Annotated in this window: 20 protein-coding genes and 1 tRNA gene; 12 read left to right on the top strand and 9 right to left on the bottom strand. The window is 73.1% G+C overall.

Annotation, left to right across the window (positions count from 1 at the left end):
- The first annotated feature begins 77 nt into the window (after positions 1-77).
- Positions 78-1,391 (top strand): SAM-dependent methyltransferase, encoded by a 1,314-nt coding sequence (locus IE096_RS22045; protein ID WP_189454394.1) that lies wholly within the window; start codon positions 78-80, stop codon positions 1,389-1,391.
- Between the two features lie 76 nt (positions 1,392-1,467).
- Here IE096_RS22045 and IE096_RS22040 read toward each other — a convergent pair whose 3' ends face one another.
- The gene (locus tag IE096_RS22040) at positions 1,468-3,987 is read right to left on the bottom strand and encodes an ABC transporter permease (protein ID WP_189454392.1); all 2,520 of its coding nucleotides are present in this window, start codon (positions 3,985-3,987) and stop codon (positions 1,468-1,470) included.
- Positions 3,988-4,023: 36 nt separating this feature from the next.
- Entirely contained in the window at positions 4,024-4,800 is a 777-nt protein-coding gene (locus IE096_RS22035) for an ABC transporter ATP-binding protein (protein ID WP_373298198.1), read from the bottom strand.
- A gap of 436 nt (positions 4,801-5,236) precedes the next feature.
- Between IE096_RS22035 and IE096_RS22030 the strand changes: the two genes are divergently transcribed.
- Together IE096_RS22030 and IE096_RS22025 are read left to right on the top strand one after the other, a co-directional pair.
- Positions 5,237-5,318 (top strand) — tRNA-Leu (locus IE096_RS22030).
- Between the two features lie 220 nt (positions 5,319-5,538).
- On the top strand, positions 5,539-6,429 hold the full coding sequence (locus IE096_RS22025; protein ID WP_189454388.1) for a Bax inhibitor-1/YccA family protein: 891 nt from the start codon (positions 5,539-5,541) through the stop codon (positions 6,427-6,429).
- 88 nt (positions 6,430-6,517) lie between these two features.
- Here the strand turns inward: IE096_RS22025 and IE096_RS22020 are convergent, their stop codons facing one another.
- Positions 6,518-6,748 (bottom strand): DUF4287 domain-containing protein, encoded by a 231-nt coding sequence (locus IE096_RS22020; protein ID WP_126918041.1) that lies wholly within the window; start codon positions 6,746-6,748, stop codon positions 6,518-6,520.
- A gap of 98 nt (positions 6,749-6,846) precedes the next feature.
- On the opposite strand from IE096_RS22020, the gene IE096_RS22015 reads away from it, so the two are divergent.
- Positions 6,847-7,173 carry a hypothetical protein gene (locus IE096_RS22015; RefSeq protein WP_189454386.1) on the top strand — a complete coding sequence of 109 codons (327 nt, stop codon included), beginning with the start codon at positions 6,847-6,849 and terminating at the stop codon, positions 7,171-7,173.
- A 121-nt stretch (positions 7,174-7,294) separates the two neighbouring features.
- Here the strand turns inward: IE096_RS22015 and IE096_RS22010 are convergent, their stop codons facing one another.
- From IE096_RS22010 to IE096_RS22000, 3 genes are all read right to left on the bottom strand, one after another.
- Positions 7,295-8,104 carry a hypothetical protein gene (locus tag IE096_RS22010; protein WP_189454384.1) on the bottom strand — a complete coding sequence of 270 codons (810 nt, stop codon included), beginning with the start codon at positions 8,102-8,104 and terminating at the stop codon, positions 7,295-7,297.
- 342 nt (positions 8,105-8,446) lie between these two features.
- Positions 8,447-9,667 carry an acetyl-CoA C-acetyltransferase gene (locus IE096_RS22005; RefSeq protein WP_189454382.1) on the bottom strand — a complete coding sequence of 407 codons (1,221 nt, stop codon included), beginning with the start codon at positions 9,665-9,667 and terminating at the stop codon, positions 8,447-8,449.
- A gap of 39 nt (positions 9,668-9,706) precedes the next feature.
- Complete coding sequence (locus IE096_RS22000) at positions 9,707-10,771, bottom strand: SGNH/GDSL hydrolase family protein (protein WP_189454777.1); 1,065 nt, start codon at positions 10,769-10,771, stop codon at positions 9,707-9,709.
- 214 nt (positions 10,772-10,985) lie between these two features.
- Between IE096_RS22000 and IE096_RS21995 the strand changes: the two genes are divergently transcribed.
- On the top strand, positions 10,986-12,383 hold the full coding sequence (locus tag IE096_RS21995; RefSeq protein ID WP_189454380.1) for a cystathionine beta-synthase: 1,398 nt from the start codon (positions 10,986-10,988) through the stop codon (positions 12,381-12,383).
- 353 nt (positions 12,384-12,736) lie between these two features.
- On the opposite strand, the gene IE096_RS21990 is transcribed toward IE096_RS21995, so the two are convergent.
- Entirely contained in the window at positions 12,737-13,267 is a 531-nt protein-coding gene (locus IE096_RS21990) for a hypothetical protein (RefSeq protein ID WP_229820496.1), read from the bottom strand.
- A gap of 108 nt (positions 13,268-13,375) precedes the next feature.
- Here IE096_RS21990 and IE096_RS21985 point away from each other — a divergent pair, with 108 nt between their 5' ends.
- Positions 13,376-14,737 (top strand): acyl-CoA synthetase, encoded by a 1,362-nt coding sequence (locus tag IE096_RS21985; protein WP_229820494.1) that lies wholly within the window; start codon positions 13,376-13,378, stop codon positions 14,735-14,737.
- 77 nt (positions 14,738-14,814) lie between these two features.
- A complete protein-coding gene (locus IE096_RS21980; RefSeq protein ID WP_189454376.1) occupies positions 14,815-15,666 on the top strand; it encodes a MurR/RpiR family transcriptional regulator in 852 nt (283 codons plus the stop codon).
- Between the two features lie 166 nt (positions 15,667-15,832).
- Here the strand turns inward: IE096_RS21980 and IE096_RS21975 are convergent, their stop codons facing one another.
- A complete protein-coding gene (locus tag IE096_RS21975; RefSeq protein WP_189454375.1) occupies positions 15,833-17,161 on the bottom strand; it encodes an alpha/beta hydrolase family protein in 1,329 nt (442 codons plus the stop codon).
- A gap of 232 nt (positions 17,162-17,393) precedes the next feature.
- Here IE096_RS21975 and IE096_RS21970 point away from each other — a divergent pair, with 232 nt between their 5' ends.
- Entirely contained in the window at positions 17,394-18,008 is a 615-nt protein-coding gene (locus tag IE096_RS21970) for a hypothetical protein (RefSeq protein WP_189454373.1), read from the top strand.
- On the opposite strand, the gene IE096_RS21965 is transcribed toward IE096_RS21970, so the two are convergent.
- On the bottom strand, positions 17,992-19,380 hold the full coding sequence (locus tag IE096_RS21965; protein WP_189454370.1) for a type III PLP-dependent enzyme domain-containing protein: 1,389 nt from the start codon (positions 19,378-19,380) through the stop codon (positions 17,992-17,994). The genes IE096_RS21970 and IE096_RS21965 overlap by 17 nt on opposite strands.
- 180 nt (positions 19,381-19,560) lie before the next feature.
- Between IE096_RS21965 and hutU the strand changes: the two genes are divergently transcribed.
- The 4 genes from hutU (at position 19,561) to hutI (ending at position 25,098) form a co-directional block, all read left to right on the top strand.
- On the top strand, positions 19,561-21,219 hold the full coding sequence (gene hutU, locus IE096_RS21960; protein ID WP_189454368.1) for a urocanate hydratase: 1,659 nt from the start codon (positions 19,561-19,563) through the stop codon (positions 21,217-21,219).
- A 179-nt stretch (positions 21,220-21,398) separates the two neighbouring features.
- Positions 21,399-22,586: an allantoate amidohydrolase gene (locus tag IE096_RS21955; RefSeq protein WP_189454773.1), complete on the top strand. Its 1,188-nt coding sequence runs from the start codon at positions 21,399-21,401 to the stop codon at positions 22,584-22,586.
- Positions 22,577-23,911, top strand: coding sequence for a formimidoylglutamate deiminase (locus IE096_RS21950; RefSeq protein WP_189454366.1), 1,335 nt, complete (start codon positions 22,577-22,579; stop codon positions 23,909-23,911). Before IE096_RS21955 ends, IE096_RS21950 begins: the two co-directional genes overlap by 10 nt.
- Positions 23,912-23,931: 20 nt before the next feature.
- Positions 23,932-25,098 (top strand): imidazolonepropionase, encoded by a 1,167-nt coding sequence (gene hutI / locus IE096_RS21945; RefSeq protein ID WP_189454364.1) that lies wholly within the window; start codon positions 23,932-23,934, stop codon positions 25,096-25,098.
- Positions 25,099-25,158: the final 60 nt, after the last annotated feature.

The following is a 25,158-nucleotide window of genomic DNA, read 5'->3' as shown; positions in this document are numbered from 1 at the left end:
ACTAGAGCACGACCTGCCGGTGTTTCAGGTGTCAGGCAAAAACGATCTGCTGACCCTTCATCATGGAGGTGTGCGACATGGCCGAGGCCGCTCGACGGCTCACCGCGCTCGCGGAGCGCGCCCTGGGCGCCCCGCTCCCGGTCCGGGTACGGGCCTGGGACCGCAGCGAGTCGGGCCCGCCCGGCACCCCCGTACTGATCGTCCGGCGCCGGCGCGCCCTGCGCCGGCTGCTGTGGCAGCCCGGTGAGCTCGGCCTGGCCCGCGCCTGGGTCGCCGGGGACCTCGACGTCGAGGGCGATCTCTACGAGGCCCTCGGGCTGCTCGCCGGGTTCTTCTGGGAGCGCGGCGAGGACGCGACCCGCCCCACCGGCCCCACGGCCCTCCTCAAGGCCCTGCGCGACCCGGAGATCCGCGCCGTGGGCCGCGAGCTGCTGAAGCTCACCGGGCCCTGGACACCGCCCGCCCCGCCCGCCGAGGAGGCCCGCAGGGCCGGCGGCCCCCTCCACACCCTGCGTCGCGACAAGCAGGCCATCAGCCACCACTACGACGTCGGCAACACCTTCTACGAGCACGTCCTGGGCCCCTCCATGGTGTACTCGTGCGCGTACTGGGAGAGCCCCACCTCGACCCTCGAAGAGGCCCAGCGGGCCAAGCTCGACCTTGTTTGCCGCAAGCTGGGGCTCAAACCCGGAACGCGGCTGCTCGACGTCGGCTGCGGCTGGGGCTCGATGGCCCTCCACGCCGCCCGCGAGTACGGCGCGGACGTCGTCGCCGTCACCCTCTCCGAGGAGCAGGCCGCCTACGCCCGCAAGCGGGCCGCCGAGGCCGGCCTGGCGGACCGGATAGAGGTCCGCGTCCAGGACTACCGCGAGGTCTCCGACGGCCCCTTCGACGCCGTCTCCTCCATCGGCATGGCCGAACACGTCGGCTCCGCGCGCTACGCCGAGTACGCCGCCGGCCTGTACGCCCTGCTGCGGCCCGGCGGCCGGCTGCTCAACCACCAGATCGCCCGCCGCCCGCTGAAGGACGAGGACGGCTACCGCGTCGACGAGTTCATCGACCGCTACGTCTTCCCCGACGGCGAGCTCGCGCCCGTCGGCCGGACCGTGGCCCAGCTGGAGGAGGCCGGCTTCGAGGTCCGGGACGTCGAGGCGCTGCGCGAGCACTACGCGCTCACCCTGCGGAGCTGGGTGGCCAACCTGGAGGCGCACTGGGACGAGGCCGTGCGGCTGACCTCCCCGGGCCGCGCCCGCGTCTGGCGGCTCTACATGGCCGCCTCCGCGCTGTCCTTCGAGCGCAACCGCATCGGCGTCAACCAGGTGCTGGCGATCCGCACCCCCGAGTCCGGGGAGCCGGGGCTGCCGCTGCGCACCCGCGACTGGCGGTCCTAGAAAACGCGGTCCTGGAGAACGGGTCGGGCCCCGCGGCATCAGCCGCGGGGCCCGACCCCTTCGCGTTCCGGTGGGGCTACTCGGCCTTGATGGCCGCCAGCATGTTGAGCTTGGCCGCCCGGCGGGCGGGCCACAGCGCGGCCAGCACGCCGACCACCGCGGCCAGCAGCAGGAACAGGCCCATCCGCTCCCAGGGGAGCACCAGCTCGTAGGTGCTCACGGCCTTCTTGATGAGGTCGCCCGCGGCCCAGCCGAAGAAGACGCCCAGGCCGATGCCCATCACACCGCCGAAGAGCGAGATGATCAGGGATTCCAGGCGCACCATCCGCTTGATGCCCTTGCGGTCCAGGCCGATGGCGCGGAGCATGCCGATCTCCTGCTGACGCTCGAAGACGGACATCGCCAGGGTGTTGATGACGCCGAGGACGGCGACCACCACGGCCATGGCCAGCAGCCCGTAGAGCATGTTCAGCAGCAGGCCGATGGCCTTGGAGATGCCGTCGGAGATGTCCTGCTTGGTCTGGATCTGGATGGCGGGGTTGTCGCCGAGGGCCTTGGCGAGGGAGTCCTTGACCTTCTCGTCGGCGCCGCCCTTGACCTTGACCATCACCTGGCGGTCGTCGACCTGGCTCTGGTGCGGGGCCAGGGTCGGGGCGTCGATCCAGACGCCGCGCATCAGGTCGTTGCCCTTGTAGACGCCGCCGACCGTCAGCTTGCCCTTCTTGCCGTCCTCGAAGGTGACGTCGAGGGAGGAGCCGAGCTTCCAGTGGTTGCCACGGGCCGTGGCGTCGTCCACGAGGACCTTGTCACCGGAGAGGGCGGCGAACGAGCCCGACGTGAAGTCCAGGTTCGTCAGCTTGTCCATGTCCTTGCCGTTGACGCCCGTGAGGCTCTGGTGCTCGCCGTTGATCCGGGCCGGGGAGGAGCGCAGCGGGCTGGAGGCGACGACGTCCGGGTGGCCGGCGAGCTTCTTCTCCACATCGGTGGACAGCGGGGTCATGCTGGCCATGGAGACGACGTAGTCGGCCTTGAGGGAGCCCGTGGCCATCTTGTCGATGGCCTGCTGCATGCTGCCGGCGATGACGGTCAGACCGGTGATCAGGGTCAGGCCGATCATCAGCGCGGAGGCGGTGGCGGCGGTGCGGCGCGGGTTGCGGACCGCGTTCTGCCGGGCGAGCTTGCCAGTCATCCCGAAGGGGCGCAGCAGCGGGGCCGCGGCGGCGATCACCGGGCGGGACAGCAGCGGCGTCAGCACGAAGACGCCGATGAGGACCAGGCCCGCGCCCAGGCCCATCATGGTCGAGCTGGTGGCGGTCAGGACGATCGCGGCACCGATGGCGGTGATGACGCCGCCGATGGAGTTGCGGACGACCAGGGACTTGGTGGTGGCCACGGCGTGGACGCTGTTCATCGCGGCGACCGGCGGGATCTTCGCGGCGCGGCGGCCGGGCAGCCAGGCGGCGAGCATGGTGACGACGATGCCGGCGACCATCGAGACCAGGACCGTGCTGGGGGAGATGACCAGCGGGCCGTCCGGGATGGTGGCGCCCGTGCGGCCGATCAGCGTCCGCAGGCCCGCGCCGATGCCGATGCCCGCGACCAGACCGGTCACACCGGCGACCGTGCCCACGACGAACGCCTCGATGAGCACCGAGCGGGTGACCTGGCGGCGGCTCGCGCCGACGGCGCGCAGCAGGGCCAGCTCCTTGGTGCGCTGGGCGACCAGCATGGTGAAGGTGTTGGCGATGATGAAGATGCCGACGAAGAGGGCGATGCCCGCGAAGACCAGCAGGCTGGTCCGCATGCCGTCCATGGACTGGGAGATCACCTTGCTCTGCTCGTCCGCGAGCTGCTTGCCGGTGGTGGCCTCGGCGTCCTTGGGGAGGACCTTCTCGACGGCGGCCTTGAGGGCGGTCTGCGAGGTGCCCGCGGCGGCCTTCAGGTGGATCTCGTCGAAGGCGCCGGGCTTGCCGTAGAGCTTCTGCGCGGTGGCGGTGTCGAACAGGGCGAGGCTGCCGCCGGCGGAGACGTTGCCGTCGTCGGTGGTGAAGACGCCGCTGAGCTTCTGCTGGAGCACGGGGCCGTCGACGGAGATGCGGACGGTGTCGCCGACCTTGTAGCCGGCCCGGTCGGCGGTCTTGGCGTCGAGCGCGATCTCACCGGGGCCCTGGGGCGCGCGGCCGGACTTCAGCGGGTAGCGGGGGTCCTTGCCGCCCCGGTCCGCGTAGTAGTTGGCGCCGGACGAGGAGAAGCCCTCGCCTATCAGCTTGCCCTTCTTGTCGGCGATCGCCGCGAAGCCGCTGACGGTGCCGGTGGCGGAGGCGGCGCCGGGGACCTTGGCGGCCTGGTCGAGCAGGCTCTGCGAGAGCCTGGGCGTGGCGCCCGGGGCGTTCTCGTCGCCGCTGCCCCGGTGGGGCTGGACGGCGACGTCGACGTTCGTGAAGCCCTTCTCGGAGCTCTTCTGGAAGGCGTCGGAGATGGTCGAGGTGAAGACCAGGGTGCCGGAGACGAAGGCCACGCCGAGCATGACGGCGAGGACGGTCATCAGCAGCCGGGCCTTGTGCGCGAGCACATTGCGCAAGGCGGTGCGGAACATGGGGAAGTCAGTCCTGAGGTTCGAGTCCGGCGGGGATCAGCTCGTGCGGCCCTTGGCGTCGAAGCGCTTCATGCGGTCGAGCACGGCGTCGGCGGTGGGCTCGCGCATGTCGTCGACGATCCGGCCGTCGGCGAGGAAGACGACGCGGTCCGCGTAGGAGGCGGCGACGGGGTCGTGGGTGACCATGACGACCGTCTGGCCGAGCTCGCGCACGGAGTTGCGCAGGAAGCCGAGGACCTCGGCGCCGGAGCGGGAGTCCAGGTTTCCGGTGGGCTCGTCGGCGAACATGATCTCGGGCCGGCCCGCCAGGGCGCGGGCCACGGCGACGCGCTGCTGCTGGCCGCCGGAGAGCTGGTTCGGGCGGTGCTTGAGGCGCCCGGACAGACCGACGGTGTCGACGACCATGTTCAGCCACTGCTGGTCGGGCTTGCGGCCGGCGATGTCCATGGGGAGTGTGATGTTCTCCAGGGCCGTCAGCGTCGGCAGCAGGTTGAAGGCCTGGAAGATGAAGCCGATCTTGTCGCGGCGCAGCCGCGTGAGCTTCTTGTCGTTCAGCCCGGTCAGCTCGACGTCGCCGATGCGGGCCGAGCCGCCGGAGACGGTGTCGAGTCCGGCCATGCAGTGCATGAGCGTGGACTTGCCGGAGCCGGAGGGGCCCATGATCGCGGTGAACTCGGCCTGCCGGAAGTCCACGGAGACGGCGTCCAGGGCGACCACCTGGGTCTCGCCCTGGCCGTAGACCTTGGTCAGGTCCGTGGCGCGGGCGGCCACAGCGGTGCTGCTGCGGACGGCGGTCGGGGCGCCGAAGGGCATGGTGGTCACGGTGGGGCCTCTCCTGTCGGGACGGCGGGCTCCGGGACTCGTCGTCCTCGGATTCAGGGCACGTACACCATGGTCCGACGCGCTTCGGCCGCCGGGATCAGCCGTAGCTCCCGTTCCCGGGACAGTCTCCGGAGGTATGCCGGGAGGGCCCTGTCATCCCTGGGTAGGAGACAGACCCTTACCGAGGGCGACGAGATTGCGACAATTCCGGTTCACCGTGAGGGCGGGGTGGTGAACGGCGGAGATCGGCCCCTGGCATGTGCCAATGGCGTCATCCCAGTACTGACGGGGGCTCAGTTGCCCATAAAATAAGACAACCTCGGGTCGATGTTCCGCTGTTTGGGGGGCGTGCCCCGGCTAGGCTCGTGCTGCTCTCCTTGATGGGGAGGCTCGCGCGCCTCACCGCCGGGCTGCCCGAGAGCCCCCCGCCCGGATGGTGGAATGCAGACACGGCGAGCTTAAACCTCGCTGGCCCTCGGGCCGTGCCGGTTCAAGTCCGGCTCCGGGCACCTCATCACTTCGCGTTCGCTCGGCGAGCCCCGTATTGGTGTGGCCATCGCGTTAAGAGTGCCGCAATTCGAGGCTCTCCCGGAACCGGCCGCCGCCGGTCCGCGTTGTCCGGTACGGGGTCCGGCGAAGAAAAGATCGTCCCGTAGCAGGAGGGCCTTTTCTTTGCTCCCCTATTACCCTTGACGCCAAGGCCGCGCAGGGTGGCCACGGAGGAGTGAGATGAGGAGCAGCAACCCGGTCTTCTCGCGACGGGGGTTCAGCCGCGACAACAGCGGTTACGCGGGCTTCGGCGCGGGAGCGCAGGCCGGGGCCGCGTCCCAGGGGAACCCGTACGCGAGCGACCAGTACGCCGGGAACCCGTACGCCCAGCCCAGCAACCCCTACGCGGCGAACCCGTACGCGCAGGGCGGGCCGGATCTCCAGCAGGGCTACCCGCAGGCCCCGGCGCGGGCCGCCGGCCGGATGACGATCGACGACGTCGTCACGAAGACCGGCATCACGCTGGGCACGGTGATCGTCGCCGCCGGTGCCGCCTGGGCGCTCTCGCTGCCCGTCGGCGTGGGCTTCGGCGCCGCGATCGTCGCCATGGTGCTGGGCCTGATCCAGTCGTTCAAGGCCAAGCCCTCCCCGGCGCTGATCCTGGCCTACGCGGCCTTCGAGGGCCTGTTCCTCGGCGTGATCAGCAAGTACTACAACGCGATCGCCTATGGCGCCCCGATGCAGGCCGTGCTGGGCACGATGGCCGTCTTCGCGGGTGTCCTGATCGCCTACCGCACCCGGATCATCCGGGTCGACCGCCGTTTCACGCGCTTCGTGATCGGCGCCTCGATCGGTTTCCTCCTGCTGATGGTCGCGAACTCCCTGTTCGCGGTCTTCGGTGGCGGTGACGGTCTGGGCTTCCGCAGCGGTGGTCTCGGTATCGCGGTCGGTGTCGTGGGTGTGCTGCTGGGCGCCGCCTACCTGGCGCTCGACTTCAAGCAGATCGAGGACGGCGTGGCCTATGGCGCTCCCCGCGAGGAGTCCTGGCTGGCGGCCTTCGGTCTGACGCTGTCGCTCGTCTGGATCTACACGGAGATCCTCCGGATCATCGCGATCCTGAACAACGACTAAAACCATCGCGTGGATATATCCGCGCCGTGTGACAGGGCCCGGGAAGGCATCGCCTTCCCGGGCCTGTTCCGTTCGCGGGGCGCGTGGCTCAGCCCAGCTTTCGCGCCGCTCGTCGGAGGTCGTACTCGTGGACGATGGCCTTCGCGTGGCCGTAAGCGAGATTGTGCTCGCCGCGCAGCCAGCTGACCTTCTCCTCGAAACGGAACAGGGAGGGGCCTTCTTCGACCGTGCGCAGCCAGTCCGCGACTTCGCGGCCGGTGCACTGGGGGATTCGGGAGAGCAGGTTCCGGTGGGTCTTGTCGGAGAAGACGTGGGACATCGGCGCCTCCGGACGCGTCGAATGATGGTCCTTCATGTCACCGTGCCCGAGTGTTCAAGCGTTGGCAACAGTCGGTGGGCGGCGCATAGTCTCGTGGCGTGGATGATGTGACACCTCTTCTGGCCGCCGTGGACACCTTCGCCGACCGGCTGCGGACCCTGCCGCAGTCCCGGCTCAGCCGGGGAGCGGCGGCGGAAGCGCTGGCCCTGGCCAGGGAGCTCGCCGCGTGGACCCAGCGGATCGAGGAGCCGGACGCCCCGGCGGTACGGGAGATGCCGGACGCGGGGATGTTCGCCGTGGCCGACCAAGTGGCGGTGGCCGGCCACGATTTGGCCGAAGCGCTGCTCGCCTCCGGCGGGGTCACGGAAGGCGTGGCCCGGGCCGTGGGGCTGGTCGAGGAGGCCGCGGGGCGCTGCGGGCTGTGACCTTACGCGGTGGGGTGGTGCCCCGAAGGGGCGCGGGGCCGCGACACCATGCGGCTCCGCCGCGCGGGCGCGACCAGCCACGACGCACCCGCAGACGGCTGACCGGACGTCCAGCGGGCCGCTAGAGCGAGGCGATGACGCGGTCGGCCAGGACGTAGACCGTGCCCGACTCGCACTCGAAGGTCAGGGCGTAGGCGCCGGAGACCCCGGAGCCGCCCAGCAGCACGGGCGCGTCACCGGCCCGCAGGGCCTCGGCGAGGCGCTCGGCGGTCTCGCGGTGCCCGGGGGTCATGCAGACCGTGGTGCCGTCGGCGAAGACGTAGACGTCGAGGGTGCCCAGCGGGCCGGGACGGACGTCCGTGAGCGGCACGCCGTCGTCGGCGAGCTCGGTGAGGCGCTCGACCGTGCGCTCGTGGTCGGTGACGGACGGGGCCGCGGGGGTGAAGTCGGGGTGCGAGGGGTGGCGGCGGCGGGCCGCCGCCAGCTCCGGGGAGTCCGCGGCCTCCGACTCGAGGTCGGCCAGCGGGTCCAGGCCGGTGAAGTCCAGGCCGGCGAGATCGGCCTGGCGGGGCAGGAACAGGGCGTCGTCGAGGCCGGGCAGGACGACCGGGAGCGAGGGCGTGTCGGTGGCCCCGGCCAGGTCGCGGGCCTCCTGGGCGGCCCAGAACGCCCGGGCCTCGGCCAGCTCGCGCTCCCGCTCCTCCGCGAGCGCGTCGGCGACGGCCGCGCGTATCTCGGCGAGCTCCGCGACGGGCGCGGTACGGGCGGCGGGCACGGCGCCGCGCTCCGCGGCGCCGGCCGTGGCGGCGGCGAGTTCCTCGCGCAGGGCGGTGATCTGCCGGCGCAGACCACGAGAGCTGTGCAGGGCGGCGGCGCCCGCGGCCGTGGCGGCGGCAGCGCCCATCAGCAGGGCAAGGGACATGGCGCTCACTGACGTACTCCCGGTTGCTTGGATCCCCCGAATTCCTACCTCAGCTTCGCGCATGCCTCCGGAGGCCCACAGTGCAAAACGTCAGTAAACGGACGGGACCAAGGGCCCGGACGTTGTTCCTTCAACCACCCTGACCTGGGGAAACGAATCTCCCCCGGGACGTTGGTCACATCCTGGGGGAGATTGGGTCACGTTTCGGCAAGGTGGCCGATAGATGCTCCCGGCAGTTGCCGCCCGGTGTTTTAGCTCAGCCGCTCGTGCTTTTGGTCGCGCTGAGCTTCGCCTCCGCTGCGGGCAGGTGCCGCCCTCGTACCTCGGGCGACCCCTACCCTCCGCTGCGGCTCAGCTCAGCCGCTCGATCACCATGGCCATGCCCTGGCCGCCGCCCACGCACATCGTCTCCAGGCCGAACTGCTTGTCGTGGAACTGGAGCGAGTTGATGAGCGTGCCCGTGATGCGGGCGCCCGTCATGCCGAAGGGGTGGCCGACGGCGATGGCACCGCCGTTGACGTTCAGCTTGTCGATGTCGATGCCCAGGTCGCGGTAGGAGGGGATGACCTGCGCGGCGAAGGCCTCGTTGATCTCGACCAGGTCGATGTCGCCGATGGTCAGCCCCGCCCGTCGCAGCGCCTGCTCGCTGGCCTCCACCGGGCCGTAGCCCATGATCTCGGGGGAGAGCGCGGAGACGCCTGTCGAGACGATCCGGGCCAGCGGGGTGAGGCCCAGCTCGCGCGCCTTGGTGTCGGACATGATCACCAGGGCGGCGGCGCCGTCGTTGAGCGGGCAGCAGTTGCCCGCCGTGACCAGGCCGTCGGGGCGGAAGACGGGCTTGAGGCCCGCCACGCCCTCCAGGGTGACGCCCGCGCGCGGGCCGTCGTCCTTGGAGACGACCGTGCCGTCGGGCAGCGTCACGGGGGTGATCTCGCGCTCCCAGAAGCCCTTCTTGATGGCTTCCTCGGCGAGGTTCTGCGAGCGGACGCCGAACTCGTCCATGTCCTCGCGGGTGACGCCCTTGAGGCGGGCCAGGTTCTCGGCGGTCTGGCCCATCGCGATGTAGGCGTCCGGGACCAGGCCGTCCTCGCGCGGGTCGTGCCAGCCCTCGCCGCCCCGCTCGGCGCGGGCGGCCGTGCGGGCCTCGGCGTCGGCGAAGAGCGGGTTGTGGGTGCCGGGCATGCCGTCGGAGGAGCCGTTGACGGACCGGGAGACCATCTCGACGCCCGCCGAGATGAAGACGTCGCCCTCGCCGGCCTTGATGGCGTGCAGCGCCATCCGGGAGGTCTGCAGGGACGAGGCGCAGTAGCGGGTGATCGTGGTGGCGGGCAGGTGGTCCATGCCCATCTGCACGGCCACGATGCGACCGAGGTTGTGGCCCTGCTCGCCGCCGGGCAGACCGCAGCCGAGCATCAGGTCGTCGATCTCGCGCGGGTCGAGCCCGGGGATCTTGGCGAGCGCGGCCTGGATGATCGTGGCGGTGAGGTCGTCGGGCCGCAGCTCCTTCAGGGAGCCCTTGAAGGCGCGACCGATCGGGGAGCGGGCGGTTGAGACGATCACGGCTTCGGGCATCACGGCTCCAGTTGCGCGGGAACGAAGACTCCCCGGAAGTTACCCGCAAGTACGGCCCGGGTCACGGTCTCCGGGCTGTGACGCCGGACTCTTTCCAGTATGGGCGGGCCGTTCCCCGTCCGGAGCGGCCTCCGGGGCCGTCGGCAGCCGCCGCCGCTTGCGGTGCTTGAGCAGCGCCCAGCGGCCCCGGGCCGTGACCTCCGTGCCGCCCTCCGCGGCCGCCTCGGCGGCCGCCCTGGCCAGCGGCAGGATGCCCTCGCGGCGCGCCGCGTCCGGCCGTTCCTCGTCCTCGGGCCACAGGCCCAGCGTCGCGCAGAGCGTGGGCAGCACGGCCATGGCGGCGGTGGCGTAACCCTCGGCCGAGGGGTGGTAGTTGTCGGGCCCGAACAGCTCCCGGGGATTGGCCTCGAACTCCGGCCCCAGCAGATCGCCCAGCGAGACCGTCCGGCCGCCCGCCGACAGCACCCCGATCGTCTGCGCCGCCGCGAGCTGCCGGCTCAGCCGCCGGGCCAGCCAGCGCAGCGGCTGGTAGACGGGCTCGATCGTGCCCAGGTCGGGGCAGGTGCCGACGACCACCTCGCAGCCGGCCTCCCGCAGTCTGCGCACGGCCTCCGTGAGCAGCCGGACGGAGCGGGTGGCGGGCACCCGGTGGGTGACGTCGTTCGCCCCGATCATGATCACGCAGACGTCGGGGACCCGCTCCGGATCGCAGAGGATCTGGGTGACCTGCCGCTCCAGGTCGTAGGTCTGCGCCCCGGACAGCGCCACGTTGCGCAGCTCCACGGGCCGCTCGGCGACCGCCGCGAGCCCCGAGGCCAGCAGGGCGCCCGGGGTCTGCCGGGGCCGGTGCACCCCCTGGCCCGCCGCCGTGGAATCGCCCAGCACGCCCAGCAGCAGCGGCTCCCGCCCCAGCCCGTGGACGAACGCGGAGCCGTAGCGGCCGTCCGCGTGCGGCGGGGTGCCGCCGGCCCCGCCGACGACCCGCCGGGCCAGCGCCACCTCCGTGATCAGCACCCCGAGCATCGCCCCGCCGAGCAGGCCGACCCCGCCGCCTCCGTACGCCGCAGCGGCCGCGATCCGTCGCGCGGCCCTCGCCCTCAGCATGGACACCGGACAGCCTCCTCAGCGCTTACGAAAGCCGGTTTACAAACGCTTCACAAAAGCTTCATGAACCCGGCGCGCCCTTGCCAGTGCGCGCTATGAGCAGGTTGCCCCGCGCGCTCGCCTCCGCAACGCGCCGTTGGAGCGGTGGCAGGCGCTCTAGGCTGGCGGTATGGGCACGCGACGACCGCTAGTGCCCCCGACCGCGGAGATCACCGTGCAGTATCACGACTCGATGATTGAGCTCGTTGGCAACACCCCGCTCGTGAAGCTCAACCATGTGACCGAAGGCATCAAGGCGACCGTCCTCGCCAAGGTGGAGTACTTCAACCCCGGTGGATCGGTGAAGGACCGCATCGCCGTGCGGATGATCGAGGCCGCCGAGAAGTCCGGTGAGCTCAAGCCGGGCGGCACGATCGTGGAGCCCACCTCGGGCAACACGGGCGTGGGTCTCGCGATCGTGGCGCAGCAGAAGGGCTACAAGTGCATCTTCGTCTGCCCTGACAAGGTTTCCCAGGACAAGATCAACGTACTGCGGGCTTACGGGGCCGAGGTCGTCGTCTGCCCGACCGCCGTCGACCCCGAGCACCCGGACTCGTACTACAACGTCTCCGACCGCCTCGTGCGCGAGACGCCCAACGCCTGGAAGCCCGACCAGTACAGCAACCCCAACAACCCGCTCTCGCACTACCACTCCACCGGTCCGGAGCTCTGGGAGCAGACCGAGGGGAAGATCACCCACTTCGTCGCGGGCGTGGGCACGGGCGGCACGATCAGCGGCACCGGCCGGTACCTCAAGGAGATCAGCGGCGGCAAGGTCCAGGTCATCGGCTCCGACCCCGAGGGCTCGGTGTACAGCGGCGGTTCGGGCCGCCCGTACCTGATCGAGGGCGTCGGCGAGGACTTCTGGCCCTCCGCCTACGACGGCACGGTGACGGACCGGATCGTCGCGGTCTCCGACAAGGACGCCTTCCAGATGACGCGCCGCCTCGCCAAGGAGGAGGGCCTGCTGGTCGGCGGCTCCTGCGGCATGGCGGTCGTCAGCGCCCTGGAGATCGCGAAGGACCTCGGCGAGGACGACGTCGTGGTGGTGCTCCTGCCGGACAGCGGCCGCGGCTACCTGAGCAAGATCTTCAACGATGAGTGGATGGCCGACTACGGCTTCCTGGAGGAGCCCGGCGACGCCGCCCGCGTCGGCGACGTGCTGCGCCGCAAGGACGGCGGCATCCCCTCGCTCGTCCACATGCACCCCGAGGAGACGGTCGGTCAGGCCATCGAGGTGCTCCGCGAGTACGGCGTCTCGCAGATGCCGATCGTCAAGCCCGGCGCCGGCCACCCCGACGTCATGGCCGCCGAGGTCATCGGCTCGGTCGTCGAACGCGACCTGCTGGACGCGCTGTTCGCCCAGCGGGCCTCGCTCTCCGACCCGCTGGAGAAGCACATGAGCGCGCCGCTGCCGCAGGTCGGCTCCGGCGAGGCGGTCGGCGACCTGATGAACGTCCTCGGCACGGCGGACGCGGCCATCGTGCTCGTCGAGGGCAAGCCCAAGGGCGTCGTCAGCCGCCAGGACCTGCTCGCGTTCCTCGCCGAGGGCGGCAACGGCGGTACGAAGTAGTCACACCGCGGCCAACTACCGGCAACTACCGGCCCGTAAAAGGTGCGTATGCGTCACGTGCGCGCAGCATGGACTTAACACGGGCCCGGCATAGTGAGGGGTGACGAGGCGGCAGGAACTCCGGAGCGGCTCCCGGACTCCAGAGCCGTCCGGACGCGGCACGGATCCCGGCACCCGGGATCCGGCCCGCGCCCTCCGCGGGGACCGCCGTCGTCCCGACCCCGGCCACAACCGGGGTGCGGCGGCCCCCGCGCTCGTCGGGGCCCCGTAAGGGGCGCGGGGCAGTGTTCGATATGCGGCTACCGCCGCGTGGGCGCGACAAGCCCCCACCGGCCCGCGGGCAACCGGACCGCTTACGCGCCCCAGCCGTCGGAAGCCCGCTCCCGGTCTTCGGCTGACCGCCGCCGCGGCACCCGCGCCGCCTGGGCGACGTTCACCCCCACGATCCCCGCCCACGTCACGAGCAACCCCGCCAGATGCGCGTTGTACGCGGCGATCGCCGACAGCGGGATCGCCAGCACCAGCGACACCGCCGCGAACCCGAACCGCTCCCCGAAGCTCCCGGGCGCCGGCCCGTCACCCGGGAACCGCCCGGCCGCGCCCCCGGCCGCACCCCGCGCCGCACTCATCTGCCGCTCGGCGAGATGCCGCCGCACCTGGCGGTCCGCCGTGGCGTCCATCCGCCGGTCGATGCGCTCGCCGACCTTCTCCAGGAAGGAGTCGATGAGCTCCGCCTCGTACTCGGGCCCGAGCTCCTTGAGCGTGTGCGCGGTCGCGTCCAGTTCGCGGCGCAGCTCGGGGTCCTTCTGCAAGCCGGTCGGGCCGGGGACGGGGTCCTGGGCGCGACCGGGGTCCTTGGGGGCATCGGTGTCACGGGCCATCATGGCCACGACGGTACGGTCGGCGAGGACCCCGCGTCAGTGGGGCCAGCACCCGTATCCGCAGAGGGGATGCCCCCCGGTCCGCCGGGGCCCCGTGGAAGGAGCGATTCCGTGCCCGAACCCCTGCTGTCGTCCCTCGTCGCGCCGGACGCCGCCGACCGTCCGGACGCCCTCACCATCGCGGGACGGTCCCTGTCGCGGGAGGAACTCCTGGGCGCGGCAGGGGCGGTGGCGGCCCGGATCGCCGGGGCCCCGTCCGTGGCCGTACGGGCCGTGGCGGAGCCCGAGACCGTGGTGGCCGTCGTCGGCGGGCTGCTCGCCGGGGTGCCCGTCGTACCGCTGCCGCCGGACGCCGGGCCCGCCGAGCGCGGCCACATCCTGCGCGACTCCGGCGCCGAACTGGTCCTCGGCGAGGACGTCCCCGTGGACATACGGGAACGCGGCACCTGGTCCGCGCCCGAGCCGGACCCGGAGTCGACCGCCCTCGTGCTCTACACCTCCGGCACCACCGGCGCGCCCAAGGGCGCGCTCATCCCGCGCGGCGCGGTCGCGGCGGGCCTGGACGGGCTCGCCGAGGCCTGGAAGTGGACGGCCGAGGACACCCTCGTCCACGGCCTGCCGCTCTTCCACGTCCACGGCCTCGTCCTGGGCGTGCTGGGCGCCCTGCGCACCGGCTGCCGGCTGGTCCACACCGGCCGCCCCACGCCGGAGGCGTACGCGGCGGCGGGCGGCAGCCTCTACTTCGGCGTGCCGACGGTCTGGTCACGGGTGGCGCGCGACCACGCCGCCGCCCGGGCGCTCGCCGGGGCCCGGCTGCTGGTGTCGGGCAGCGCCGCCCTGCCCGCGCCCGTCTTCCGCGACCTGGAGGCGCTCACCGGGCAACGCCCCGTCGAGCGCTACGGCATGACGGAGACCCTGATCACCGTCGCCACCCGCGCGGACGGCGAGCGCCGCCCGGGCGCGGTGGGCCTGCCGCTGCCGGGCGTACGCACCCGGGTCGTGGGGACGGGGGAGGAGGGCGGCATCGGGGAGCTGGAGGTCTCCGGCCCGACGCTCTTCGCCGGCTACCTGGGCCGCCCGGAGGCGACGGCGGCCGCGTACACGGCCGACGGCTGGTTCCGCACGGGCGACATCGCCGCGATCGAGCCGGACGGCACCCACCGCATCGTGGGCCGGGCCTCCACCGACCTGATCAAGTCCGGCGGCTACCGCGTCGGCGCCGGCGAGGTCGAGAACGCCCTCCTGGACCACCCGGCCGTCCGCGAGGCGGCGGTCGTCGGGGTGCCCCACGACGACCTGGGGCAGGAGATCGTCGCCTATGTGGTGGCCGACGGGATCGCCGAGCGCGAGCTGATCGACTTCGTGGCGGGCCACCTCTCCGTCCACAAGCGACCGCGCCGGATCCGCTTCATGGACGCGCTGCCGCGCAACGCCATGGGCAAGCCGCAGAAGAAGCTGCTGCCTCCGCTGTGAGGCGCGGTCCGGGAGCCGTACCCTGCATAATTCCATGCAGGGTACGGACCGGATGAATGACTGACCGAGGAGGGCTCATGAGCGAGACCGGGGGCGAGCCGGAAGCCACCGCGCGGCTGCAGAAGCTCTTCGAAGGGCACCGGCTGACGCCCACGCAGCGCCGCATCGCCCACTGCATGGTGCGCCGCTCGGCGGACGCGCCGTTCCTCTCCAGCGTCGAACTGGCCGAGCTCGCCGGGGTCAGCCAGCCGTCGGTGACCCGTTTCGCGGTCGCCCTCGGCTTCGACGGCTACCCCGCGCTCCGCCGCCACCTGCGCGACGTCGTCCCCGCCGCCGAGGCGCCCGCCGAGGACTCGTACAACGAGTACCAGCAGGCCGTACAGGCCGAGATCGACAACCTCCGCCACCTCGCCTCGCTGCTCGCCGACCCCGCCCCCGTCGCCCGGGCCGGCCGCCTGCTGGCCGCGTCGCGCCCGCTGCCCGTCCTCGGCCTGCGGGCCGCGACCGCCCAGGCGGCGGGCTTCGCCTACTTCGCGCGCAAGGTCCACCCCGACGTACGGCTCCTCGACGAGGGCGGCACGCTGCTCGTCGACCGCATCGACGCGGCCGTCCGCGCCGGGGCGAGCGCCCTGCTGTGCTTCGCGCTGCCGCGCCACCCGCGCGAGGTGGTGGACGCGCTGGAGTACGCGCGGGGGGCGGGTCTGACGGTCGTCACCGTCGCGGACTCCACGTTCGCCCCCGTCGCACGCCACAGCGACGTCCTGCTGCCGGCCGCCGTCGGCACGGGCCTCGCCTTCGACACGGCCTGCGCGCCGATGCTGCTGGGCCGGGTGCTCCTGGAGGCGATGTGCGACGCGCTGCCGGACGCGCAGGCGCGCCTGGAGGAGTTCGACGCGAAGGCGGCGGCGCGGGGCTTGTTCGTGGAGTGAGGACGCCCCAGTCCCGCCCTTTCACCGTTTCCCAGGGGGCTGCCGCCCCCTGGCGCCCCCGCCGGACGGGCTGATTCCAGCCCGTCCGGCGTTTGAGGACCGGGGGTTCGGGGGCGGAGCCCCTGAAAGAAACGGGAAGGGGCGGGACCGGGGACTCTCCACCGCTTCAGCGCGCGACCCGCACCTCCGGGAACCGCCCTGACGGCCCGTCGAGCAAGTGGTCGTCCCGCCCCCGCAGGAAGCGGTCGAGGAACGACGCCACGTACGCCCTCGTCACGGCGACGGCCCGTTCCCCCCGCACCGTCCCCACATCCCCCCGCACCGTCCCCCACGAAACCGCCCGTTGCCGCGCGAGCTGCGGCAGCAACGCCGCCGCGTCCGTGTACGCCCCGTGCTCCGACCCCGTGAGCGTCACATCACCCCGCCAGCCGCCGCGACCGCGCGAATGCTGCCACAGCGCCTTCCACGACGGCTGGCGCCCGTACTCGCCGGAATCCGCCGCGTCCGTCCCCATCAGCAGGAACGGCCGGTCGACCCCCTCCCGTGACACCGAGCTCATCCCTCCCGGCCCGGGGAACTCCATCGTCCCGTCCATGTTGACGGCCGCGCGGATGCGCCGGTCGTCGTGCATGGCCTGGAGGGCCGTGAAGCCGCCCGCCGAGTGGCCCACCATCCCCACGTGCCGCAGATCCATGGCGGCGGCCAGACCGTGCGGCAGGGACAGCCGGTGTTTGCGGTCACCGAGCCGGTCCAGGATGAAACGGGTGTCGTCGACGCGCGCCTTCATCGCCTTGCGCAGCACCCGACCCGGGTCCGTGCCGCGCTTCGCGGCGAGGCCGGGGAGCACGGAGCGCGCGAGGCGGCCGCCGGGGAGGGCGACCTCGGAGGAGTCGTAGGTGTGGTCGACCGTGACGACCACGTAGCCGCGCGAGGCCAGGTCCTCGACGAGCGACGTGTTCCAGGTCCGGGGATCGCCCAGGCCCGCCGAGTACAGCACGACCGGCCGGACGCCCGCCCCGCGCGCGACGGGAGCGTCCACGCGCGCGTGCGTCGTGGTGGCCGCCCAGTCCACGGCCCCGGCCGGCACGCGGTAGCCGAGGTGGCCGGAGCCGCCCGGCGAGCCGAAGTGGGCGGCGGCGCGCCGCTCCATGTGGGGCGCGGTGCGCGCGGCGGTCCGCCAGCCCGCGTGGGCCGCCGGGTACCAGAAGCCGACCATGACCTCGCGGTGGCCGTGCCCCGGGTGCCAGGGGTCCTCGCGGGAGGTGTCGACCAGGTGGCGGGTGGTGGTGCCGACGGGGAACGGGCCGGTCGGCTCGGGCAGCCGGACGTGGGCACGGGAGCCGGCCGGGGCCGGAGCCTCGGCTGTAGGGGTGCCGTCGGCCGCCGCGCGGGCGTGCGGGGCGAAGACCCCGAGCAGACCGGTCAAAGCCAGCGCCCCCGCCGCCACCAGCGCCCGTCGCCGCAGTGCCTGCTGGGCCCGCTCGTTCACCGGCATGTCCCGTCTCCTCCCACCGCTTCGTCCGCCGCTTCGTCCGCCGCTCCATCGGTAGGACGACCATAAGGACCGACGATGCGTCGACACGACATACGTGGGGGTCAACTCGCCTGTGATACCCGGGTATGACTCCAGTGGGCTACGGGCGCGCGCGGTTCTCAGCTCGCACTCAGAATCGTCGGCTAGCGTGCGGCCCGCAGTGACGACGACAAGACCGACGAGGAGGTCCGACGTGGGGCGCGGAGCGTATGCGCTGGCTCGTGTGGCCGTGATCGTGAGGGCGCCGGCGCGCTGGTTGTGGTGGCTCGGGCTGCTGAGCGCGGGCGCCGGTGCCGTGCTGCCGGAGCTGGTGCCGGTGCTCACCGGACGCCGGCTCGGGCTGGCGGCGGGCGGCGTCCTGTTCGTCGCCGCCGGGGCCCTGGCCTTCCTGGCGCGGCGCGGCCGGTACACGGAGCTGGCGGGCGGCGCGGAGCGCGCGGGCCGGGCCGTGTTCCTCCAGGACCGGGCCGTGACGGCGCGGAACTGGCGGCGGGCCCGGAGCTGGTGGCTGGCCGGCGCGTTCGTCGCCGCCACGGCCTGCTCGCTGGCGGTGCCGGTGGCGGCCGGGCTGGCGATGGCGGGCGCGGGCGCCGGGCTGTGGGCGAAGGCCCTGTGGCTGGGCGGCCTGGAGCGCCGGAGCGAGTCGCTGCTGTGGGTGCGTACGGAGCGGGCGCAGGGCAGCCCCGTCGCGGCGCCCGTACGCGGCTGGTTCACCACCGGCCTCGCCGCCGGGGACGCGCTGCCCGGCGGGGCCCGGCGGCGGGGCCGTCCGGTCCCGGGCGGGGCGGTGGTCAGCGCAGCGCGGTGAGACCCACCGCGTGGGCGCCGCCGCTCTCGGCGACGAGCTCGTCGAGGGACTGCGGCGGCCGTACGGGCACGAAGCGCACGTCGACGGAGGGGGTCCCGGTGGCCCCTTCCATCCGTTGGTGCTCCGCATAGCCGTAAACCCCCGGCCGGGGGAGCGTGTTGTACGCGAAGTGGTTCGAGAAGTAGTACGCGCCGGTGTCGAGGAGCGCGACATGGTCGCCCGCCTCCAGCCGGGGCAGCGACCGCCCGGTCGCGATCAGGTCCCCGGCGAAGCAGCAGGGCCCGGCCACGTCCTGGCTCTCGGGCGCCCCGTCCTTCGGCCGCCCCCACGCGTCGTACACCGCCACGCGCAGCGGCCACGCCTCCGGCGCGAACACCGTGCGCACGGCCACCTGCGCGCCCGCGTGCGTCACCGCGATCCGGCGGCCGCCTGCCGACTTGGCGTACTCCACCCGGGCCAGCACCATCCCGCTCTTGGCCAGCAGCGACCGCCCGAACTCGGTCACCAGGCCGTAGCGCCCGTCGAACAGGCCGGGGACGGCCTCGGCGAGCAGCCGCGCGTACGCGGCGTGGGTGGGGGTGACGTCGTCGGAGGCGAAGTTGACGGGCAGGCCGCCGCCGATGTCCAGGGACCGGACGCGCCGGGCGCCGACGTGCTCGTTGACCTCCTCGGCCAGCTCGTACACCGCCCGGACGCCGGCGGCCATCAGCTCCAGGGGGCAGCCCTGCGAGCCGACGTGCGCGTGGATCCGGGTGAGCCACGGCCGCTCGGCGTAGGCGCGGACCAGCCACTCGCGCGCCCCCTCGTCGCGCAGCGGGACCCCGAACTTCGACGTCGGCGTCGCGGTGCTGAGGGCGCTGATGCTGCCGCCGCCGACCTGGGGATTCACGCGCAGACCGAGGGGCGGGACGGACGCGAGCGGACCATCGTCCAGAAGTCCGTCCAGCCGGACCAGCTCCTCCCGGCTGTCGGCGTTGACGGCGACGCCGAGCGCCAGTGCCTCGCGCAGCTCGGCGGGGGTCTTGGCGGGGGAGTCCAGCACGGTCCGCGCGGGCGGCACGCCCGCCGCGCGGGCCAGCGCGAGCTCCCCGGGGCTCGCCACCTCGGCGCCCAGCCCCTCCTCGGCGAGCAGCCGCAGCACGGGCACCAGGGGCGCGGCCTTGACCGCGAAGGCGTGCAGCACGTCCGTACCGGGGGCGCTGACCTGCGCGAACGCTCGGTGGAGCGCGGCGGCGGCCGCTCTGATCCCCGGGACGTCCAGCAGACCCACGACGGGCCGGTCCGCCGTGACGATCCCTTGCCGGACGGCCGCCCGCACGGCCGCGTCCCGCCGCCGCGCGGCGCCATCGTTCCCGCTGTCCACGTGACCCATACGTCCACTCCACCACCGCGCGGGAGCGACGGCCACGGTGCGCGTGCCGCCTAGGCCGACCGGCGGCCTGTCGACCAGGCGGCCTGTCGACCAGAAAGTGTTGACTAGAGGTATTCAGGCACTCAAACTGTGCAGTGTTCTATTCAGAACATGATGGAGAGAGCCAGGGAGGCAGCGCCCATGTCAGGACCGCGACCCGTGCGAGCACCGCGAGGCACCGAGCTGAGCACCCGGGGCTGGCAGCAGGAAGCCGCGCTGCGGATGCTCCAGAACAACCTCGACCCCGAGGTCGCCGAGCACCCCGACAAGCTCGTCGTCTACGGCGGCACGGGCAAGGCGGCCCGCGACTGGCGCTCCTTCGACGCGATGGTCCGCACCCTGCAGACGCTCAAGCAGGACGAGACCATGCTCGTCCAGTCCGGCCGCCCCGTCGGCGTGATGCAGACGCACGAGTGGGCGCCGCGCGTCCTCATCGCCAACTCCAACCTCGTCGGCGACTGGGCCAACTGGGAGGAGTTCCGCCGCCTGGAGGCCCTCGGCCTGACCATGTACGGGCAGATGACCGCCGGTTCGTGGATCTACATCGGCACCCAGGGCATCCTCCAGGGCACGTACGAGACGTTCGCCGCCGTCGCCGCGAAGAAGTTCAACAGCACGCTCGCCGGGACGATCACCCTGACCGCCGGCCTCGGCGGCATGGGCGGCGCCCAGCCGCTCGCCGTCACCATGAACGACGGCGTCGCGATCTGTATCGATTGCGACCCGCGCGCCATCGAGCGCCGCATCGAGCACCGCTACCTGGACGTCAAGGCCGACTCCCTCGACCACGCCCTCCAGCTGGCCGTCGAGGCGCGCGACGCCCGCCGCCCGCTGTCCATCGGCGTCCTCGGCAACGCCGCCGAGCTCGTCCCGCAGCTGCTCGCGATGAACGCGCCCATCGACATCGTCACGGACCAGACGAGCGCCCACGACCCGCTCGCCTACCTGCCCGTCGGCGTCTCCTTCGACGAGATGGCCACCTACGCGGCCGAGAAGCCCGCCGACTTCACGACCCGGGCGCGCGAGTCGATGGCGCGTCACGTGGAGGCGATGGTCGGCTTCCAGGACGCGGGCGCCGAGGTCTTCGACTACGGCAACTCCATCCGCGGCGAGGCCCAGCTCGCGGGCTACACCCGCGCCTTCGACTTCCCCGGCTTCGTCCCCGCCTACATCCGCCCGCTCTTCTGCGAGGGCAAGGGCCCCTTCCGCTGGGCGGCGCTGTCGGGCGACCCCAAGGACATCGCGGCCACCGACCGCGCGATCCTCGACCTCTTCCCCGAGAACGAGTCCCTGGCCCGCTGGATCAAGATGGCCGGCGAGCGCGTCCACTTCCAGGGCCTCCCGGCCCGCATCTGCTGGCTCGGCTACGGCGAGCGCGACCGCGCGGGCGAGCGCTTCAACGACATGGTCGCGAGCGGCGAGCTGTCCGCGCCGATCGTCATCGGCCGCGACCACCTCGACTGCGGCTCCGTCGCCTCGCCCTACCGCGAGACGGAGGCCATGCTCGACGGCTCCGACGCGATCGCGGACTGGCCGCTGCTCAACGCCATGGTGAACGTCGCCTCGGGCGCCTCGTGGGTCTCCCTCCACCACGGCGGCGGCGTCGGCATGGGCCGCTCCATCCACGCGGGCCAGGTCACGGTCGCCGACGGCACGCCCCTGGCGGGCGAGAAGATCCGCCGCGTCCTGACCAACGACCCGGGCATGGGCGTCATCCGCCACGTCGACGCGGGCTACGAGGCGGCTGACGCCGTCGCCGAGACGCGTGGGGTCCGCATCCCGATGCGAGAAGAGTCGTGACCGCCGCTGCGGGCAATCGTCCCGCAGGGCGGGACGGGTGGGCGCAGCCCGACCACGGACCCGCACCCGAAGCGGGTACGCCCGGTGCGGGGAACGCGCCGTCGCCGGGTGCGGGCGGGGTCGTGCCCACCCGTTCCGCCCCGGCGGAACGACTGCCCACGACCCCGTCGTTCCACGAGATGTGGCGCGACCTCGCGCCCATCGGCCGGAACCCGGAAAGCGGCGGCTACCGCCGCTACGCCTGGACCGGCGCCGACGCCGACTGCAGATCGTGGTTCCGCGCCCAAGCGGAATCGCGCGGGCTGACCTACGAGACCGACCGCAACGGCAACCAGTGGGCCTGGCTCGGCGACCCCACCGCCGGCGACGCCGTCGTCACCGGCTCCCACCTGGACTCCGTCCCCGACGGCGGCGCCTTCGACGGCCCCCTCGGCGTCGTGTCGTCCTTCGCCGCGCTCGACGAGCTCCGCGCCCGCGGCGCGAAGCCCGGCCGCCCCCTCGCCATCGTCAACTTCGGCGACGAGGAGGGCGCCCGCTTCGGCCTCGCCTGCGTCGGCTCGCGCCTGACCGCCGGGCAGCTCACCCGCGACAAGGCCCACGCCCTCCGGGACGGCGACGGCGTCTCCCTGGCCCAGGCCATGGAGCGCGCCGGATACGACCCCGAGGCCATCGGCCCCGACCCCGAACGCCTCGCCCGCGTCGGCGCCTTCGTCGAGCTCCACGTCGAGCAGGGACGGGCCCTCGCCGACACCCCGCACCCCGTGGGCGTCGCCTCCGCCATCTGGCCGCACGGCCGCTGGCGGTTCGACTTCCACGGCGAGGCCAACCACGCCGGCACCACCCGCCTCGACGACCGCCGCGACCCGATGCTGACGTACGCCAACACCGTGCTCGCCGCCCGGAAGAAGGCGCGTCTCGCCGGCGCCCTGGCGACCTTCGGGAAGGTCGCCGTCGAACCGAACGGCGTGAACGCCATCGCCTCCCTCGTCCGCGGCTGGCTGGACTCCCGCGCCGCCGACGAGGAGACGCTGGCCGCCGTCGTCGCCGAGATCGAGCAGGCGGCCGTCGAGCGCGGCGGCCGCGACGGCGTGGACGTCCGGGTGACCCGGGAATCCTTCACCCCGGTCGTCGAGTTCGCCCACGACCTGCGTGACGAACTCGCCAAGCTCCTGGGCGGCGCGCCCGTACTGCCCACGGGCGCCGGGCACGACGCCGGTATTTTGTCCGGCGTCATCCCCACGGCCATGCTGTTCGTACGGAACCCCACCGGCGTCTCCCACTCGCCCGCCGAGACGGCGACCGAGGACGACTGCGTGGCCGGAGTGACCGCACTCGCCGACGTACTGGAGGGCCTGGCGTGCAGGTGACCTACTGGGCCGAGCACGCGTGGCTCGGCACCCACGTCGAGCCCGGCGTGGCCATCGAGGTGACGGACGGCCGGATCACGGCCGTCCGCACGGACGTCCCGGCCCCGCCCCCGGGCGCGACGACCCTGCGCGGCCTGACCCTCCCCGGGCTGGCCAACGCCCACTCCCACGCCTTCCACCGCGCCCTGCGCGGCCGCACCCAGGTGGGCAGCGGCACCTTCTGGACGTGGCGCGACGTGATGTACGGCGTCGCCGACCGGCTCACCCCGGACTCGTACTTCGCCCTCGCCCGCGCCACGTACGCGGAGATGGCCCTCGCCGGCATCACCTGCGTCGGCGAGTTCCACTACCTCCACCACGGCCCCGGCGGCACCCCCTACGCCGACCCCAACGCCATGGGCGAAGCCCTGATCGCGGCCGCCGCCGAAGCCGGCATCCGCATCACCCTCCTCGACACCGCCTATCTGTCTTCGGGCTTCGGGGAGCCCCCCAACCACCACCAGACGCGCTTCTCCGACGGCACGGCCGACGCCTGGGCGGAGCGCGCCGCCGCCCTCAAGCCCGCCGGTCACGCCCGGATCGGCGCGGCCGTCCACTCGGTGCGCGCCGTGCCCGCCGACCAGCTGACGACCGTCGCCGACTGGGCGAAGGAGCGCGAGGCCCCCCTCCACGTCCACCTGTCCGAGCAGACCGCCGAGAACGACGCCTGCCTCGCCGCGCACGGCCGCACCCCCACCCGGCTGCTCGCCGACCACGGCGTGCTCGGCCCGCGCACCTCCGCCGTGCACGCCACGCACCTCACCGACGAGGACATCGCCCTCCTCGGTGGCGCGGCGTCCACGATCTGCATGTGCCCGACGACCGAGCGGGACCTCGCCGACGGCATCGGCCCGGCCGTCGCCCTCCAGCGGGCCGGCAGCCCGCTGTCCCTGGGCAGCGACAGCCACGCCGTCATCGACCTCCTCGAAGAGGCCCGCGCCATGGAGCTCGACGAACGGCTGCGCAGCCGCACGCGAGGCCACTGGACCGCCGCCGCGCTGCTGCGCGCCGCCACCGAGGACGGGCACGCCTCGCTGGGCTGGGTCGACGCGGGCCGCATCGAGCCGGGCGCCCTCGCCGACCTCACGACCGTCGCGCTGGACTCCGTCCGTACCGCGGGGCCGGCTCCGCGCCACGGGGCCGAGACGGCCGTATTCGCCGCGACGGGGGCGGACATCCGCCATACGGTCGTGGGCGGCCGGCACGTCGTACGCGACGGGGTCCACCAGCTCGTACCGGACGTGCCGCGGGCACTGGCCGACTCCATCGCCGCCCTGAGCGGCTGACGCCGAGGACCGGAGCAAGCATGAGCACGGCAATCATCAACATCAGCAGTCTGGTCACCAACGACCCCTCCCTCGGCGAAGGCCCCCTCGGTCTGGTCCAGGACGCGGCAGTCGTCATCGACGGCGACCGCGTCGCGTGGATCGGTGAGTCCAGCAAAGCACCCGCCACTGACAACGCGGTCGACGCCGGTGGCCGGGCCGTGATTCCCGGCTTCGTGGACTCCCACTCCCACCTGGTGTTCGCGGGCGACCGCACCGCCGAGTTCAACGCGCGGATGTCCGGGCGGAGCTACAGCGCGGGCGGCATCCGCACGACGGTGGCGGCCACCCGAGCGGCGACGGACGAGGAGCTGGAGGCCAACCTCACCCGCTACCTCTCCGAAGCCCTCCGCCAGGGCACGACCACCTTCGAGACGAAGTCCGGCTACGGCCTCACCACCCACGACGAGGCCCGGGCCCTGCGGATCGCCGCCGCCCACACCGACGAGGTCACGTACCTCGGCGCGCACATCGTGGCGCCGGAGTTCGCCGACGACCCCGACGGCTACGTCTCCCTCGTCACCGGCGAGATGCTCGACGCGTGCGCCCCGCACGCCCGCTGGGTCGACGTGTTCTGCGAGAAGGGCGCCTTCGACGGCGACCAGGCCCGCGCGATCCTCGAAGCCGGCAAGCGCCACGGCCTGGTGCCGCGCGTCCACGCCAACCAGCTCGGGCACGGCCCCGGCGTCCAGCTGGCCGTCGAGGTCGGCGCCGCCTCCGCCGACCACTGCACCCACCTGACGGACGCGGACGTGGACGCCCTCGCGCAGGGCACCACCGTGGCCACCCTCCTTCCCGGCGCCGAGTTCTCCACCCGCGCGCAGTGGCCGGACGCGCGCCGTCTCCTCGACGTGGGCGTCACGGTCGCCCTGTCCACGGACTGCAACCCCGGCTCGTCCTTCACCAGTTCCATGCCGTTCTGCGTGGCCCTGGCCGTGCGCGACATGGGCATGACCCCCGACGAGGCCGTCTGGTCCGCCACGGCGGGCGGCGCGGCGGCCCTGCGCCGCACGGACATCGGCCGCCTCACCCCGGGCGCCCGCGCCGACCTGGCCCTCCTGGACGCCCCCTCGCACGTCCACCTCGCCTACCGGCCCGGCGTACCGCTCGTCTCGGCGGTCTGGCGGCGCGGGGTGCGCGAGCTCTGAGGGCGGGGGTCAGGGAGGGCTCAGGGGCAGGTCAGGGCGAGGCCAGGGTCTCCCCGGAAG

It is taken from the genome of Streptomyces abikoensis, from assembly GCF_014648775.1.
GTDB classification, from domain to species: Bacteria; Actinomycetota; Actinomycetes; order Streptomycetales; family Streptomycetaceae; genus Streptomyces; species Streptomyces abikoensis.
Note: the sequence above shows the minus strand (reverse complement) of the source record. Positions and strands in the feature narration are given on the sequence as shown.

Bases quoted from the DNA above. Each gene is read 5' to 3' on its own strand.
- IE096_RS21980 (WP_189454376.1), top strand. From the start codon at position 14,815: ATGAGCGAGACCGGGGGCGAGCCGGAAGCCACCGCGCGGCTGCAGAAG.
- IE096_RS21965 (WP_189454370.1), bottom strand. From the start codon at position 19,380: ATGGGTCACGTGGACAGCGGGAACGATGGCGCCGCGCGGCGGCGGGAC.
- IE096_RS21955 (WP_189454773.1), top strand. From the start codon at position 21,399: ATGTGGCGCGACCTCGCGCCCATCGGCCGGAACCCGGAAAGCGGCGGC.
- IE096_RS22040 (WP_189454392.1), bottom strand. From the start codon at position 3,987: ATGTTCCGCACCGCCTTGCGCAATGTGCTCGCGCACAAGGCCCGGCTG.
- hutI (WP_189454364.1), top strand. From the start codon at position 23,932: ATGAGCACGGCAATCATCAACATCAGCAGTCTGGTCACCAACGACCCC.
- IE096_RS21990 (WP_229820496.1), bottom strand. From the start codon at position 13,267: ATGATGGCCCGTGACACCGATGCCCCCAAGGACCCCGGTCGCGCCCAG.
- IE096_RS21975 (WP_189454375.1), bottom strand. From the start codon at position 17,161: ATGCCGGTGAACGAGCGGGCCCAGCAGGCACTGCGGCGACGGGCGCTG.
- IE096_RS22045 (WP_189454394.1), top strand. From the start codon at position 78: ATGGCCGAGGCCGCTCGACGGCTCACCGCGCTCGCGGAGCGCGCCCTG.
- IE096_RS22000 (WP_189454777.1), bottom strand. From the start codon at position 10,771: ATGCTGAGGGCGAGGGCCGCGCGACGGATCGCGGCCGCTGCGGCGTAC.
- IE096_RS22035 (WP_373298198.1), bottom strand. From the start codon at position 4,800: ATGCCCTTCGGCGCCCCGACCGCCGTCCGCAGCAGCACCGCTGTGGCC.
- IE096_RS22005 (WP_189454382.1), bottom strand. From the start codon at position 9,667: ATGCCCGAAGCCGTGATCGTCTCAACCGCCCGCTCCCCGATCGGTCGC.
- IE096_RS22025 (WP_189454388.1), top strand. From the start codon at position 5,539: ATGAGGAGCAGCAACCCGGTCTTCTCGCGACGGGGGTTCAGCCGCGAC.
- IE096_RS22020 (WP_126918041.1), bottom strand. From the start codon at position 6,748: ATGTCCCACGTCTTCTCCGACAAGACCCACCGGAACCTGCTCTCCCGA.
- hutU (WP_189454368.1), top strand. From the start codon at position 19,561: ATGTCAGGACCGCGACCCGTGCGAGCACCGCGAGGCACCGAGCTGAGC.